The organism is Stenotrophomonas sp., assembly GCF_032056425.1.
In the GTDB taxonomy this organism is placed as follows: Bacteria; Pseudomonadota; Gammaproteobacteria; order Xanthomonadales; family Xanthomonadaceae; genus Stenotrophomonas.
Map to the genome: position 1 here is coordinate 95,150 of NZ_DAMBCN010000007.1, position 14,262 is coordinate 109,411.

Below are 14,262 nucleotides of genomic sequence, written 5' to 3' on the forward strand. Positions count from 1 at the left end.
CCACCTGGAGATACCCATGACCCGTCCTTGCAAACGTGCGCCCCTGCTGCTCGCCATGGGCCTGTTGCCCATCCTTGCCACCACCGCCTGCAGCGCCGCCGGCCCGGATACGGCGGCCACCGCAGCAACGGCCGCAGCGCCTGCCAGCACCGGCGAGCGCCCGTTCACCGCCACCGAAGTAAGCCGCTTCGACCAGCCCTGGGCCATGACCTTCCTGCCCGACGGCAGCCTGCTGGTGACCGAAAAACGCGGCAAGCTGCAGCACTTCGATATCGCCAGCGGTGCCAAGCATGAGATCCGCGGCGTGCCCAAGGTGGCCTACGGTGGCCAGGGCGGCTTCGGCGATGTGATCCTGCATCCCGACTTCGCGCGCAACAACGTGGTCTACGTCAGCTATGCCGAAGAAGGCACCCTGGACACCCGTGGCGCGGCCGTGGCCCGTGCCACCCTGGCACTGGATGCACAGGGCGGCGGCGAGCTGAAGGACCTGCAGGTGATCTGGCGGCAGACGCCGAAGGTCAGCGGCCAGGGCCACTACGGCCACCGCCTGGTGTTCGGCCCGGATGGCAAGCTGTGGATCGGGTCCAGCGAACGGCAGAAGTTCGATCCGGCGCAGGACATGGGCAGCAACCTGGGCAAGATCGTGCGCCTGAACGACGATGGCTCGCTGCCGGCCGACAATCCCTTCGCATCGCAGGGCGGCGTGGCAGCGCAGGTGTGGTCGCTGGGCCACCGCAACATCCTGGGCATCGCCTTCGATGGCAACGGCAAGCTGTGGGCGCAGGAGATGGGCCCGGCCGGCGGCGACGAACTGAACCTGATCCAGCGGGGTTCCAACTACGGCTATCCCATCGTGTCCAATGGCGACCACTACGATGGCCGCCCGATTCCCGACCACGACACGCGGCCGGAATTTGCCGCACCGAAGGTCACCTGGAACCCGGTGATCTCGCCGGCCGGGCTGATCTTCTACAGCGGTACGCTGTTCCCGCAGTGGAAGGGCAGCGCCTTCATCGGCGGCCTGTCGTCCACCTCGCTGGTGCGCGTAGCCTTCGACGGCGACACCGCCCGCGAGGCCGAACGCTTCAACATGGGTGAGCGCATCCGCGAAGTGGAACAGGGCCCCGATGGCGCACTGTGGCTGCTGGAAGATGGCAGCAAGGCGCGCCTGCTGAAGCTCACGCCGAAGGCCTGACCCGCCGCAGGCGCAGCTGGAACGGCCCCGCATGCGGGGCCGTTTCCGTTTACTGGATGGTGACCACCTTCACGTCGGTGCGCGTGCACGCCGCATCCAGGCACTGCCCGTTCAACCAGACCTGGCCATCGCCGATCATCACGCCCTGCTGGTTCACGAAGACCTTGCCGAAGTCCTGTTCGGACACGGCCTTGACCACCGCCGGGGTGATGATGGATTCGTAGTTGCGCTGGAACTCACCGGGACCGGTGATCTTCCTGCCGCCGGCGATGTTCAGCGGGAAATGCACTTCTTCCACCACCGCCGCGCGATCGCCACCGACCACGGCGGTCTTGAACGCGTTGAATACCTTCTCGTACTGCGCGGCGTCGCCCAGCACACTGTCAATGCGCGCGCGCGCGTTACTGCCATCGGCCTCTGCCTGCTCTGCGGCCGCCTGCGGCGCGGCGGCGGCATCGGGCGTGGTACTGGCCGCGGCTTCTGCAGGCGTAGCGCCGGTCATCGGCGGCGGTGCGTCGGCCGCAGGTTCAGCCGGCGCGGGCGGCTGCGAACAGGCCGCCAGCAGCAGGGCCGGCATCAGGAAAGCAATCTTGCGCATGCGCGGACTCCATCGGATCGAAAGCCCGATGGTAGCGCCGGGCCACGCCCGGCGTGTTCGTGCATCGTGAGCATGGCAACGCCGGGCATGGCCCGGCGCTACCGCTTGCCGTAGATCCACGCCATGCGTGGATGAGGGCGCAATCAGCCCTTCAACAACTCGAACTGCACCGCTTCGCCGGCAGCCGACGAAGCACACACCCACACGTCGAACTGCCCCGGCTCGGCACGCAGCACACCGTCGCGGCCGGTGAACGCCAGCTGCTCACGGGTCAGGGTGAACGTCACCTCGGCCGACTCACCCGGCTGCAGGGCGACCTTGCGGAAGTCCTTCAGTTCACGCACCGGGCGCACGCGGCTGGCCACGCGATCGTGGATGTACAGCTGCACCACTTCTTCGCCGGCCACGCGGCCGCTGTTGGTCAGCGTGGTGGTCACGGTGAGGGTGTCATCCCAGCCCAGCTGCGCGGCGCTGAGCTGCGGCACGCCGTAGGCGAAGGTGGTGTAACCGATGCCGTGGCCGAACGGGTACAGCGGCTCGTTCGGAATCTCGCGCCAGCGGGCCTTGAACTCCGACATGGTCGGCAGTTCCGGGCGGCCGGTGCGCGGGTGGTTGTAGAAGTACGGCTGCTGGCCGGACACCTGCGGGAAGCTGACCGGCAGGCGGCCGGACGGGCTGTAATCGCCGAACAGCACATCGGCCACGGCATGGCCGGTCTGCGTGCCCAGGTACCAGGTAACCGCCACGGCGTGCGCATTGCGCACCGCGCCCTGCAGGGCCAGCGCGCGACCATTGCGCAGCAGCACCACCAGCGGCTTGCCGGTCATCGCCACGGCCTCGGCCAGCGCCTGCTGTGCCGGCGGCAGGGTGATTTCCACGCGCGACTGCGCTTCACCGCTGTAACGCTGCGGTTCGCCCAGTGCCAGCACCACCACGTCGGCGCGCAGCGCAGCGGCCACGGCGGCTTCGGTGCCGCCCGGAATGGCCGCTTCCAGTTCACAGCCCGGCACGATTTCCAGCAGCGCCTGATCACCGATGGCCGCGCGCACCCCGGTTTCCAGGTCCACATAGCGCTGCTTGTCGCCGAACAGCGTCCAGCAGCCTTCAATGTTCTCGCGGTCCTGCACGAACGGGCCGATCAGCGCGATCTTCTGCCCGGTCTTCTGCAGCGGCAGCACGTTGTCGCGGTTGTTCAGCAGCACGATGGAACGACGCGCGGCATCACGCGACAGTGCGTCATGCGCGTCGATGTGCGAGGAATCCGCTTCGCGTGCCGGGTCCAGCGAACGGTACGGGTCGTCGAACAGGCCGATGGCTTCCTTCAGCCACAGCATGCGGCGCACGCCTTCATCCAGCACGGCCACCGGCACTTCGCCGCTCTCCACCAGGCCCGGCAGGTGTTCGGCATAGAAGCCGCTCTGCATGCTCAGGTCCAGGCCGGCGGTGAACGCCTTGGCAGTGGCATCGCGGTCGTCGGCGGCATAGCCGTGGGCGACCAGTTCCATGTCGGCGGTGTAATCGGAAATGACCACGCCCGGGAACTTCCACTCACCGCGCAGGATGTCGGTCAGCAGTTCGGCGTTGGCACTGGCCGGCACGCCGTTGATGTCGTTGAACGAGGACATCACGGTGATCGCGCCGGCATCGAAGGCGGCCTTGAACGGCGGCAGGTGCACGTCGCGCAGGGTCTGCGGCGAGATGTCCACCATGTTGTATTCCATGCCGGCCATTACCGCGCCGTAGGCGGCGAAATGCTTGGGCGTGGCCAGCAGCGAATCGGCGGCGCGCAGGTCGCTGCCCTGGAAGCCGCGCACGCGGGCGGCGGCAAAGGCACAGCCCAGCACCACATCTTCACCGGCACCTTCGGCGCCACGGCCCCAGCGCTGGTCGCGGGCGATATCCACCGCCGGTGCGTAGGTCCAGTGCAGACCGGCTGCGGTCGCCTCGATGGCGGTGGCACGGGCGGTGCGCTCGGCCAGGTCCGGTTCGAAGCTGGCCGCTTCGCCCAGCGGGATGGGGAACACGGTGCGCATGCCGTGGATCACGTCGGCGGCCAGGATCACCGGAATGCCCAGCCGGCTTTCCTCGGTGGCCACCTGCTGGATGCGGCGGCCCAGTTCGGCGCCCACACCATTGAACAACGAGCCGACCTTGCCCTCGCGCACCTGCTGCAGCACCTGGTCGGCATTGCGCACGTTGGCTTCCGGGTTCACGTCCGGCGCGAACGGACGCACCATGTCGGCGAAGACACCCAGCTGGCCGACCTTTTCCTCGACGGTCATCTGGGCAATGAGGGATTCGATGCGATCGGAGGCCACCAGCTGTCCTTATGAAAACGTTTACAAGCCCGGCATTCTAGCGTTCCCGGGCGGTTTGGCGAGAGGTTTCTGCGTTCAGTTTCGTGCGCCCGCCCACAGTCCAGGCGTTCCATACGGGTGCGGACGCGAGGGTGCAGCTTACTCCGAGCCGGCCTGCTGGCGCTGCCCGGCCATCAACATGGCATCGCTGGAGGCCTGGAACACCCGCAGCCCGAAGGCCGGCAGGATGGCCAGCAGGTGGTCGAAGATGTCCGACTGCACCGCCTCGTACTCGGCCCAGGCGGTGCTGCGGGTGAAGCAGTACAGCTCCAGCGGCAGGCCTTCGGTGGTCGGCTGCAGCTGGCGCACCAGCAGGGTCATGTCCTGGTGGATGCCGGGGTGGTTGCGCAGGTAGCGCTCCACGTACACGCGGAAGGTGCCCAGGTTGGTCACCCGGCGGCTGTTCACATCAGCCATGCCCTGCTCGCGCAGGCGCCCGTTCCACTGCCCCAGCTCCTGTTCCTTCTGCTGCAGGTAGTCACCCAGCAGGGCGAACTGGCCCAGGAACTGCAGGTCCCCCTCATCCAGGAAACCGACGCTGTGCTGGTCCAGATACAGCGCGCGCTTGATCCGGCGGCCGCCGGCCTCCTGCATGCCACGCCAGTTCTTGAACGACTCGGTCACCAGCTTCTTGGTCGGGATGGTGGTGATGGTCTTGTCGAAGTTCTGCACGGTGATGGTGTGCAGCGCAATGTCGATAACATCGCCGTCGGCGTTCTGGCTGGGCATCTCGATCCAGTCGCCAATGCGCACGCGGCCATCGCCACTGATCTGCACGCTGGCCACCAGCGACAGGATGGTGTCCTGGAAGATCAGCATCAGCACCGCGGTAGCCGCGCCCAGGCCGGTCACCAGCGGGCCGATCTTCACCCCCAGCAGGGTCGCGATGATGGACAGGCCCGCCGCCACGTACACCACGATCTTGACCACCTGCAGGTAGCCCTTGATCGGCTTGTTGCGCGCGTCGGGCTTGCGCTCGTACAGGCTGTTGATCGCGTCCAGCGCGTGCGAGAACGCCATGGCGATGGTCAGCACCGCCCACACGATGCACAGCTTGATGATGACGTTGACCAGGCCGGGCGGCAGGTCGGGAATGAGGGCGATGCCCGAGGCGATCACCTGGCTGGGCACCACGTTGGACAGGCGCGCGATCACCCGCATCAGGTGGCTGCCGCGCCCGGATTCGGCGCCCGGCAGGCGCTGCAGCAGGCGCCGCAGGCCGCGCACAAGAATGCGCTTGGTCACCCAGTTGGCCAGCCCGGCGGCAATCAGCAGCGCCGAAATCATCAACGCCAGGTAGGCGCCGGGATAGGGTTCCAGTGTGTTCTGCAGCTGGTCCAGCCACTGTACCGCCACCACCGCGTCCACCATCCGTTGTCTCCTTCTTTGCTTTTTGTTGAGATTGAGGTTGCCGGCCAGCGGCCGGCACGACCGGTCAGTCGCGCGAGCGCTCGATGACCACACCCACCGCGCGCGCGCCGCGCACCGCGCCGGGCTTGCTCAGCTTCAGCCGCAGCCACTTCACTTCGAACTCGTCCAGCACGATCTGCGCGCAGCGCTCGGCCAGGGTTTCCACCAGACCGAACTCCGATTCGCGCACGAACTGCTCCAGGCGCTTGCTGACCGCCTTGTAGTTCAGGGTATGGGCGATGTCATCGCTGGCGGCCGGGCGACGGTTGTCAAAGCCCATTTCCAGATCGAACACCAGGTCCTGGCGGATGCGCCGTTCCCAGTCGTAGATACCGATCAGGGCGTCGATGGTCAGCCCTTCGATGAAAACCTTGTCCATTGCGGTTACCAGCCGGATACAGACAGCCATGGTACCGGCACGGCGGTGAGCCTGCCCGGAACGGGGGTTGGCGGTGGATGCGGCGGAAAAAACAAAGGGCCCCGCTAGCAGGGCCCTTTGGTACTACCGTTTGTCCCCGGGGGGAGCTGTTGAACAGCCGCGAGTCCCGGTGGCGCAGGCACGCAGAGTAGGCAAGGTCCAGATCGTCGGTCAAGGCCAATTCCGACAGGCAAGGTCGGGGGTTCGTCCGAGGCCAAACGCAGAGAATCGGCCACCCGGACAACGACGTTCCCTGATGGCTGTTGCCCGCGTGACTAGCCAACATCGATCCATTCTTCACCACCGCACATCACGATGGTTTCATACGATGCACTGCGGCGCGCGTTGTCAGCGGAGCGTCTGTCTACTTACGAGAGAATTGCATCGACCTGCGGCCCCGGCGTCACAGCCGAATCCCTCTACCTGTGGAACATGCGGCTGTGCGGCGCGCTGATGATGCCGGTCCATCTGTGCGAAGTGGTCACCCGCAACGCCGCGGCAACCGTTCTCGTTCAGCAGCACGGCCCACGTTGGCCCTGGAATGATGCCTTCCGACGCAGACTGCCAACTTCGTCCGGTACTTCTCCACGCACGGCACTGGAACAACTTGCCAGTCGTGCAAGCGATACACCTGAGATCGTCGCCAACCTGCCAATGGTGTTCTGGCAGCAGCTATTCACATGTCGCTTCGACTCCACACTGTGGATACCGGCACTCAGCGGGATCCTGCGCCATGCGCCTTCCGCCCACCCTAGTGTCATACGGAAAGCCATCCACGCGGATATTGGCCGCATCCGCCACCTGCGCAACCGCATCGCCCACCACGAACCCATCCTCGAGCGCGACATCGGTGCCGACCTGGCCGCGATCGGGCGGCTGATCCATGCGCGCTGTCCGCACACCCTGGGGTGGCTGCAGCGCCATGAGCAGGCGACGACGGTACTGGCGGCATCGCCGTTGGGTGGCTACCGGTAGCGTCGAGCCATGCTCGACTGCATCAACAGCAGTCGAGCATGGCTCGACTCTACAGACAGAGGTTCACACCGCCGGCAGGGTCGCCATGTCCCAGCGCGGGGTGACTTCCACCTTCGGCGGGTTGTGCTGCCCGGCCTGCAGGCGCAGTGCGCCGGCGAAGGCGATCATCGCGCCGTTGTCGGTGCACAGCGCCGGGCGCGGGAAGCAGGCGCGGCCGCCCAAGCGCTCGGCCATCTGCTGCAGGCGGGCACGCAGGCGCTTGTTCGCGCCCACGCCACCGGCCACCACGATCACGTTGGTGCCGGCCGCTTCCAGCGCGCGCTCGCACTTGATGCTCAGCGTTTCCACCACCGCATCTTCAAAGCCACGGGCAATGTCGGCGCGGGTCTGTTCGCTCTGGTCACTGTCGCGCCAGGCCATCAGGACCTGGGTCTTCAGACCGGAGAAGCTGAAATCCAGCCCCGGCCGGTCGGTCATCGGCCGCGCGAAGCGGTACACGCCCGGCGTGCCCTGCTCGGCAAGTCTGGCCAGCTGCGGGCCGCCCGGGTACGGCAGGCCCATCATCTTGGCGGTCTTGTCGAAGGCCTCGCCGGCCGCGTCGTCCAGGGTTTCGCCCAGCAGGCGGTACTGGCCGATCGCATCCACCGCCACCAGCTGGGTATGGCCGCCGGACACCAGCAGGGCCACGAACGGGGCCTGCGGCGGGTCGTCTTCCATCAACGGGGCCAGCAGGTGGCCTTCCATATGGTGTACGCCCACCGCCGGCACCTCCAGCGCCCAGGCCAGCGAACGGGCCACGCCCGCCCCCACCAGCAGCGCACCGACCAGGCCAGGGCCGGCCGTATAGGCAACGCCGTCGATGTCGTCCACGCCCAGCCCGGCCTCGCCCAGGGTCTGGCGGATCAACGGCAGCAATTTGCGCACGTGGTCACGGCTGGCCAGCTCAGGCACTACACCACCGTATTCGGCGTGCAGGGCGATCTGGCTGTAGACCGCATGGGCGCGCAGGGCCGCGCTGCCGGTCTGGTCGGTGTCATACACCGCCACGCCGGTCTCATCACAGGAAGATTCGATGCCAAGGACTCGCATGCCTGCTATTATGACGCCCCTGCCGCTCCCTCGGGGGCAGTGCAGAACCCTCTGCAATCGAACTACCGGCCCGTATTCAGGGTTGGCCGCTTGCAGTTTGTCTTTTCGCCGCTATAATGTGCGGCTCGCCGGGCGTGACCCGGTTCTACTGTGTCCCGGAGATTCCATGCCCAGCGTCAAAGTCCGCGAGAACGAGCCCTTCGAGTTTGCTCTTCGCCGCTTCAAGCGCACTTGCGAAAAGGCCGGTGTGCTGGCCGAAACCCGCAAGCGCGAGTTCTACGAAAAGCCGACCCAGGAGCGCAAGCGCAAGGCCGCCGCTGCTGTGAAGCGTCAGCTGCGCCGCTCGTCGCGCGACGTCACCAAGCGTCAGCGCCTGTACTGATCGGACGCATCTTCATTGCGGCGGGCTCGCCCTTCCGCAGTGGAGTCGAAGCCGGCACGCGCGAGCGTTGCCGGCTTTTTGCGTTTCCGGGCCCGGGCATCCGCCCCGCCCCACCACCACCACGAGGTTCCTCATGAGCATGAAGCAGCAGCTCACCGACGACATGAAGGCCGCCATGAAGGGCGGCGAGAAGCACAAGCTGGGCGTGATCCGCCTGATCAACGCCGCCATCAAGCAGAAGGAAGTGGACGAGCGCGTCGAGCTGGATGACACCGCCGTGATCGCCGTGCTGGACAAGATGGTCAAGCAGCGCAAGGACTCGGTCAGCCAGTACGAAGCGGCCAACCGCGAAGACCTGGCCGAGATCGAGCGCGCCGAGATCGTGGTGATCGAAGCCTACCTGCCGGCCAAGATGGGCGAAGCCGAGATCGTGGCCGCCATCCAGGCCGCCATGGCCGAAACCGGCGCCAGCAGCCCGGCCGACATCGGCAAGCTGATGGGCGCGCTGAAGCCGAAGCTGGCCGGCCAGGCCGACATGGGCCTGGTGTCCAAGCTGGTCAAGCAGCAGCTGTCCTGACCCCATCGCAGCATTCCCGGGGTCGGATCCCTTTCGCCATGCGAAAGGGCTCTGACCCCATCGCGGCCCCCGGCGCTTCACCACGCCTTCGACCCCCGGCTGCTACAACAGCCCCATGGTCGAACCGGCACCCCGCGTCCCCGTGAATCTGCAAAAGTACGTCCAGCGCCTGCAGGACAGTTTCCCGATGGCGGTTGCCAAGCGCTTCGTCGACATCGACGTGCTTACCCAGGCCGCCTCGGTCTCCTTCTACGCCCTGCTGTCGATGGCACCGCTGCTGGTGCTGCTGCTGTGGCTGACCGCCTCGCTGTACCCACCCGCGCAGCAGGCCCTGGTCGAACAGATCAGTTCGGTGGCCGGCAGCAGTGCCGCCACGGTGGCCGAGACCGTGCTGAAGAACGCCGACAACCAGCCCGACGTGGGCTCGCTGGCCGGGTTGTGGAGCACCCTGTTGCTGTTCATCGGTGCCACGGCGGTGTTCGCCCAGCTGCAGAACGCACTGAACCTGATCTTCCGCACCAGCGGCGAACGTCTGGACGGTATCAAGGCCTGGCTGCGCAAGCGCGTGTTTTCCTTCGGCGTGGTGCTGGCGCTGGGCTTCCTGCTGATCCTGTCGATGACCGCCACCACCATGCTCCAGGTGGCCTTCGCGCAACTTCCGTCGGTGCTGCCGGCCATCGGCTACCTGACTAGCCTGCTGCTGTACGCCGCCGGCTTCGCCTTCATGTACCACTACCTGCCGGACCGCCGCGTGGCCTGGCGCCAGGCATTCATCGGCGGCGTCATCACCTCGGCGTTGTTCGCGCTGGGGCGCTACGGCATCGGCGTCTACATCGCCACCGTGGCGCCGGGCAGCGCCTACGGTTCAATGGGTGCGCTGGTCATTTCGCTGGTCTGGATCTACTACGCCACGGTGGTGTTCTTCGTCGGTGCCTTGATGACCGCGGTGATCGACGAACGCCTACGCGCCCGCAACCATCTGGCGCGGGCCGGCATCGATCCGACCACGGCGCAGGCAGATGCCCAGCAAGGGGTAAACTAGGGGCACTGTCTGTTCCCCTGCGCGTGGCCCTGCCGGTCGCGCCCCTGCCCTGTTGCCCATGGCCCGTATCCCCGACGCATTCATCGACGACCTGCTGGCCCGCTCCGACATCGTCGAGGTGGTGGGCAGCCGCGTGCCGCTGAAGCGCCAGGGCAAGGAATACGCCGCCCGCTGCCCGTTCCACGATGAACGTTCGGCCTCGTTTACCGTTTCGCCCACCAAGCAGTTCTATCACTGCTTCGGCTGCGGCGCGCACGGTACCGCCATCAGCTTCCTGATGAACTACGACCGCCTCGAGTTCCTCGACGCGGTGGACGAGCTGGCCAAGCGTGCCGGCATGGAAGTGCCGCGCAGCGAGAACCCGCGCAGCGCGCAGCAGCAGGACGAAGGTCGTGAACTGTACGCCGCGCTGGATGCGGCCATGAAGTTCTTCCAGAAGAACCTGGAGGGCAGCGACAAGGCCCGCGCCTACCTGGACGGCCGCGGCGTGGACGAAGAGAACCGCACCCGCTTCCAGATCGGCTACGCGCCGGACGGCTACAGCGGGCTGCGCGATGCGCTGGGCAAGGACGAGCGCAAGATGAAGCTGCTCGACCGCGCCGGTCTGTTTTCCAAGAACGACCGCGGCCACGTCTACGACAAGTTCCGCGACCGGGTGATGTTCCCGATCTTCGACCGCCGTGGCCGGGTGATCGCCTTCGGTGGCCGTGTGTTCGAGAAGGACGACGGCCCCAAGTACCTCAACTCGCCGGAAACCGCGCTGTTCCACAAGGGCCGCGAACTGTACGGCCTGTGGCAGGTGCGCCAGGCCAACCAGAAGATCGAACGGTTGATCGTGGTCGAGGGCTACATGGACGTGGTCTCGCTGTTCCAGTTCGGGGTCACCCAGGCGGTGGCCACGCTGGGCACGGCCACCACGCCCGACCATGCCGAGCTGCTGTTCCGCAACGCGCCGGACGTGTTCTTCTGCTTCGACGGCGACGCCGCCGGCCGCCGTGCCGGCTGGAAGGCGCTGGAATCGGTGCTGCCGCGCATGAAGGATGGCCGCCAGGCCTTCTTCCTGTTCCTGCCCGATGGCGAGGACCCGGACACCATCGTGCGCAAGGAAGGCGCCGAGGTCTTCAACGAGCGCCTGAAGCAGGCCACGCCGCTGTCGCAGTTCTTCTTCGATGAGCTGACCCGCGAGATCAACCTGGGCACGCTGGACGGCAAGGCCCGCCTGGCCGAACGCGCCAAGCCGATGCTGGCGCAGATTCCCGACGGCGCCTTTGGCGACCTGATGAAGCAGCAGCTGGCGCAGCTGACCGGTCTGGGCGGCGGCAACGCGGCGGCCGCGCGCGCGCCGATGCCGCAGCGCGCGCCGGCCCGGCAGATCCAGCCCATCGCCAAGCGCAGCTTGGTGCGCGGCGCCATTGCCGTACTGCTGCAGCAGCCATCGCTGGCGCTGACGCTGGGCGGCAAGCACCACTTCCAGGGCCTGCGCCTGCCTGGGGTGGAACTGCTGCTGGAACTGCTGGGCCTGGTCGAACAGCGCCCGGACATCAGCACCGGCGCCCTGCTGGAACATTTCGACGGCCGCGAAGAGCAGGCCTCGCTGCACACACTGGCCGCGCAGACCCTGCCCGGCAATGAGGCGGTGTGGACCCAGGAACTGCACGACGCGGTAGCCCAGCTGGAGAAACAACTGCTGGTGCAACGTCTGGACGAGCTGTTGGCAAAGCAGCGCCAGCAGGGCCTGGACGATACTGACAAGTACGAACTGCGCGAACTGCTGAAGGCCCGCGCCACCCTGCGCCTGTAGCGGCAGCCCCACACACGGAGAGAGCATGCTGCTGCGCCTGACCTGCCTGCTGTTGCTGTCGCTCTGCACGCCCCTGGCCGCGCTGGCCGGGGAGAATCCGATCAGCGAGGTGCGCCCCGGCCTGCATGCCGGCGGCCAGCCCAGTGCCGCGCAGCTGCAGGCGCTGGCCGCGCAGGGCGTGCGCACGGTCATCGATCTGCGCCTGCCCGAGGAAGACCGCGGCTTCGACGAAACCGCACAGGCCGAAGCGCTGGGCCTGCGTTACGTGCGCATTCCGGTGGCCGGCGCCGACGGTCTGGATGCGGCCAACGTGCGCGCCGTGCACCAAGCGTTGCAGCAGAGCCAGGGGCCGGTGCTGCTGCATTGCGCCTCCGGCAACCGCGCCGGTGCGGTACTGGCCCTGGTCACTGCGCGCTACGAACATGCCAGCCCGGACCAGGCCCTGCCGCTGGGCCAACGGGCCGGCCTGAAATCCCTGGAAGCCGCCACCCGCCAGCGCCTGGCGGAACCGGTCACCTCCCCCTGAACCCCACGTACCAAGGAGCCTGCCCACCATGACCCGCTGGTGGTCGCGCCTGCGACCGGACAACTTCACCCTCGCCCTGCTGTGCACCGTGGCCCTGGCCTCGCTGCTGCCGATGAAGGGCGCCGCTGCGATGGTGCTGGACGATGTCACCACCGTGGCCATCGCCGCCCTGTTCTTCCTGCATGGCGCGCGCCTGCCACGCGAATCGATCATCGGCGGCATGCTGCACTGGCGCCTGCACCTGACCATCCTGGCCTGCACCTTCATCCTGTTCCCGCTGCTGGGGCTGCTGTTCAAGCCGCTGTCGGGCTGGCTGCTGACGCCCGAGCTGTACATGGGGGTGCTGTTCCTGTGCACGCTGCCGTCCACCGTGCAGTCGTCCATCGCCTTCACCTCGATGGCGCGCGGCAATGTGCCGGCGGCGGTCTGCAGTGCCTCGCTGTCCAGCATCCTCGGCGTGTTCCTCACCCCGCTGCTGCTGACCGCGCTGGCCGGCACCTCCGGCGGGGTGCATGACCCGCTGCATGCCATCGGCGGCATCATGCTGCAGCTGCTGGTGCCGTTCGTAGCCGGCCACCTGCTGCGGCCGTGGATTGCCGGCTGGGTGGAAAAGCAGCGCGCCCTGCTGCGCTACACCGACCAGGCCACCATCCTGCTGGTGGTGTATTCGGCGTTCGGCGAAGCGGTGACCGAAGGACTGTGGAGCAAGACGCCGCTGCTGTCGCTGTTCGCGGTGGCCGTTGTCGCCGCCGTGCTGCTGGGCATCGCCATGCCGCTCATCACCTTCCTGGCCCGCCGCCTGCACTTCAACCGCGAAGACGAGATTGCCATCGTGTTCTGCGGGTCGAAGAAGAGCCTGGCCACCGGCGTGCCGATCGCCAAGGTGTTGTTCGCCGGCGGCAGCCTGGGCGCCATCGTGCTGCCGGTGATGATCTACCACCAGATCCAGCTGATCGTCTGCGGTGTGATCGCGCAGCGGTATGCCAAGCGCGCCCCCTGAGTCCGGTAGCGCCGGGCCATGCCCGGCGGAACGTGGACGGGGTCAGAGCCCCTTTGGGGATCTGACCCCGGGTTCACGGGTCAACCAAGGTGCCGATGCTCAGCGTCGGCATCCACAGCCACAGGTCGTACTGGCGCCCGGCATCGGTATCGACCTCAGGCGCGCGCTCCGGCTGTTCGCGTATCGGCAACGCCTTGCAGCGATCCAGGCAGGCCCAGAAATGGCCGCGCTGCGCTTCCAGGCGCACGCTGTACAGATCCAGATCCCGCAGCAGCGAGGCCATTGGCTGAGTCTGCATCTCCGGCGGCGCATCAGCCGGCCGCTGCAGCATGGCGTGTACGTTGCCGGTCAGCACCAGCATGCGTGCGCCAGCCGGCAGGCGTTGGTACAGCCGCCGCAGCTCGGCCGCCATTCGGTCATCGCGTGTCTGATTGCCGCCATCGCTCTTGTCGACGTCATAGCCGACCACGTCGATGACGCGACCCTGTGCCTTCAGCGCGCGCAGTTCTTCGATCATCGCCAGCATGTCACGGCTGCGACGGCCATCATGCTGGTCATCGCGCACAGTCCAGTACGCCCGCTCCCGCAGACGCTGGCGTTCGGCCGGGCCGCCATCGGAAGCCAGGTATCCGCGCAGCGTGGGGGTTTCGCCGCGTGGCAGCTCCAACGCCAACAGTACCGGCGCGCCGTCGCGGCTGTAGTCGTCCACCAGCTGCCGCACCAGCAGCGGCGTCTCGCGGGTTCCATGGAATTCGCCCAGCACCAGCATGCGGTGGTCGGCGATGTGCTGGCGGATCTGCGAGGCAGTGTCATCGGCATGCGCGGTCACGGCCATGCCCAGCGCCAGCATCAGCGCGGTGGTCCAACGGAAGATCGAATGCATCCCTGCTCT

General features: G+C 67.1%; 14 protein-coding genes. 8 read left to right on the forward strand and 6 right to left on the reverse strand.

Translation table 11 applies throughout. The annotated features are described in order from the left end of the window. The first annotated feature begins 16 nt into the window (after window positions 1–16). Entirely contained in the window at window positions 17–1,195 is a 1,179-nt protein-coding gene (locus RTY46_RS07355; RefSeq protein ID WP_312707507.1) for a PQQ-dependent sugar dehydrogenase, read from the forward strand. A gap of 49 nt (window positions 1,196–1,244) precedes the next feature. Here the strand turns inward: RTY46_RS07355 and RTY46_RS07360 are convergent, their stop codons facing one another. The 4 genes from RTY46_RS07360 to folB form a co-directional block, all read right to left on the reverse strand. After that, window positions 1,245–1,793 carry a hypothetical protein gene (locus RTY46_RS07360; RefSeq protein ID WP_312707508.1) on the reverse strand — a complete coding sequence of 183 codons (549 nt, stop codon included), beginning with the start codon at window positions 1,791–1,793 and terminating at the stop codon, window positions 1,245–1,247. A 143-nt stretch (window positions 1,794–1,936) separates the two neighbouring features. After that, on the reverse strand, window positions 1,937–4,111 hold the full coding sequence (locus RTY46_RS07365; RefSeq protein ID WP_312707509.1) for a glycoside hydrolase family 3 N-terminal domain-containing protein: 2,175 nt from the start codon (window positions 4,109–4,111) through the stop codon (window positions 1,937–1,939). A 138-nt stretch (window positions 4,112–4,249) separates the two neighbouring features. After that, on the reverse strand, window positions 4,250–5,521 hold the full coding sequence (locus RTY46_RS07370) for a mechanosensitive ion channel domain-containing protein (protein WP_312707510.1): 1,272 nt from the start codon (window positions 5,519–5,521) through the stop codon (window positions 4,250–4,252). Window positions 5,522–5,585: 64 nt separating this feature from the next. After that, a complete protein-coding gene (gene folB / locus RTY46_RS07375) occupies window positions 5,586–5,939 on the reverse strand; it encodes a dihydroneopterin aldolase (protein WP_312707511.1) in 354 nt (117 codons plus the stop codon). Between the two features lie 354 nt (window positions 5,940–6,293). Here folB and RTY46_RS07380 point away from each other — a divergent pair, with 354 nt between their 5' ends. Then, the gene (locus tag RTY46_RS07380) at window positions 6,294–6,953 is read left to right on the forward strand and encodes a hypothetical protein (RefSeq protein WP_312707512.1); all 660 of its coding nucleotides are present in this window, start codon (window positions 6,294–6,296) and stop codon (window positions 6,951–6,953) included. Between the two features lie 63 nt (window positions 6,954–7,016). On the opposite strand, the gene tsaD is transcribed toward RTY46_RS07380, so the two are convergent. Beyond that, window positions 7,017–8,042 (reverse strand): tRNA (adenosine(37)-N6)-threonylcarbamoyltransferase complex transferase subunit TsaD, encoded by a 1,026-nt coding sequence (gene tsaD, locus RTY46_RS07385; protein WP_312707513.1) that lies wholly within the window; start codon window positions 8,040–8,042, stop codon window positions 7,017–7,019. Between the two features lie 166 nt (window positions 8,043–8,208). On the opposite strand from tsaD, the gene rpsU reads away from it, so the two are divergent. The 6 genes from rpsU to RTY46_RS07415 all read left to right on the forward strand — a co-directional run bounded on the left by rpsU (window position 8,209) and on the right by RTY46_RS07415 (window position 13,370). After that, entirely contained in the window at window positions 8,209–8,424 is a 216-nt protein-coding gene (gene rpsU, locus RTY46_RS07390; protein WP_002808376.1) for a 30S ribosomal protein S21, read from the forward strand. A gap of 133 nt (window positions 8,425–8,557) precedes the next feature. Continuing rightward, window positions 8,558–9,001 carry a GatB/YqeY domain-containing protein gene (locus RTY46_RS07395; protein ID WP_312707514.1) on the forward strand — a complete coding sequence of 148 codons (444 nt, stop codon included), beginning with the start codon at window positions 8,558–8,560 and terminating at the stop codon, window positions 8,999–9,001. A gap of 115 nt (window positions 9,002–9,116) precedes the next feature. Beyond that, a complete protein-coding gene (locus RTY46_RS07400) occupies window positions 9,117–10,043 on the forward strand; it encodes a YihY/virulence factor BrkB family protein (protein WP_312707515.1) in 927 nt (308 codons plus the stop codon). 58 nt (window positions 10,044–10,101) lie between these two features. Then, the gene (gene dnaG, locus RTY46_RS07405; protein ID WP_312707517.1) at window positions 10,102–11,844 is read left to right on the forward strand and encodes a DNA primase; all 1,743 of its coding nucleotides are present in this window, start codon (window positions 10,102–10,104) and stop codon (window positions 11,842–11,844) included. A 25-nt stretch (window positions 11,845–11,869) separates the two neighbouring features. Further along, complete coding sequence (locus RTY46_RS07410) at window positions 11,870–12,370, forward strand: sulfur transferase domain-containing protein (RefSeq protein ID WP_312707518.1); 501 nt, start codon at window positions 11,870–11,872, stop codon at window positions 12,368–12,370. A 28-nt stretch (window positions 12,371–12,398) separates the two neighbouring features. Beyond that, window positions 12,399–13,370: a bile acid:sodium symporter family protein gene (locus tag RTY46_RS07415; RefSeq protein ID WP_312707519.1), complete on the forward strand. Its 972-nt coding sequence runs from the start codon at window positions 12,399–12,401 to the stop codon at window positions 13,368–13,370. Between the two features lie 73 nt (window positions 13,371–13,443). Here RTY46_RS07415 and RTY46_RS07420 read toward each other — a convergent pair whose 3' ends face one another. Beyond that, complete coding sequence (locus RTY46_RS07420) at window positions 13,444–14,253, reverse strand: calcium-binding protein (protein ID WP_312707520.1); 810 nt, start codon at window positions 14,251–14,253, stop codon at window positions 13,444–13,446. Between the last annotated feature and the right edge of the window lie 9 nt (window positions 14,254–14,262).

Bases quoted from the DNA above. Each gene is read 5' to 3' on its own strand.
- RTY46_RS07355 (WP_312707507.1), top strand. From the start codon at position 17: ATGACCCGTCCTTGCAAACGTGCGCCCCTGCTGCTCGCCATGGGCCTG.
- RTY46_RS07360 (WP_312707508.1), bottom strand. From the start codon at position 1,793: ATGCGCAAGATTGCTTTCCTGATGCCGGCCCTGCTGCTGGCGGCCTGT.
- RTY46_RS07370 (WP_312707510.1), bottom strand. From the start codon at position 5,521: ATGGTGGACGCGGTGGTGGCGGTACAGTGGCTGGACCAGCTGCAGAAC.
- folB (WP_312707511.1), bottom strand. From the start codon at position 5,939: ATGGACAAGGTTTTCATCGAAGGGCTGACCATCGACGCCCTGATCGGT.
- RTY46_RS07380 (WP_312707512.1), top strand. From the start codon at position 6,294: ATGGTTTCATACGATGCACTGCGGCGCGCGTTGTCAGCGGAGCGTCTG.
- tsaD (WP_312707513.1), bottom strand. From the start codon at position 8,042: ATGCGAGTCCTTGGCATCGAATCTTCCTGTGATGAGACCGGCGTGGCG.
- rpsU (WP_002808376.1), top strand. From the start codon at position 8,209: ATGCCCAGCGTCAAAGTCCGCGAGAACGAGCCCTTCGAGTTTGCTCTT.
- RTY46_RS07395 (WP_312707514.1), top strand. From the start codon at position 8,558: ATGAGCATGAAGCAGCAGCTCACCGACGACATGAAGGCCGCCATGAAG.
- RTY46_RS07400 (WP_312707515.1), top strand. From the start codon at position 9,117: ATGGTCGAACCGGCACCCCGCGTCCCCGTGAATCTGCAAAAGTACGTC.
- dnaG (WP_312707517.1), top strand. From the start codon at position 10,102: ATGGCCCGTATCCCCGACGCATTCATCGACGACCTGCTGGCCCGCTCC.
- RTY46_RS07410 (WP_312707518.1), top strand. From the start codon at position 11,870: ATGCTGCTGCGCCTGACCTGCCTGCTGTTGCTGTCGCTCTGCACGCCC.
- RTY46_RS07415 (WP_312707519.1), top strand. From the start codon at position 12,399: ATGACCCGCTGGTGGTCGCGCCTGCGACCGGACAACTTCACCCTCGCC.
- RTY46_RS07420 (WP_312707520.1), bottom strand. From the start codon at position 14,253: ATGCATTCGATCTTCCGTTGGACCACCGCGCTGATGCTGGCGCTGGGC.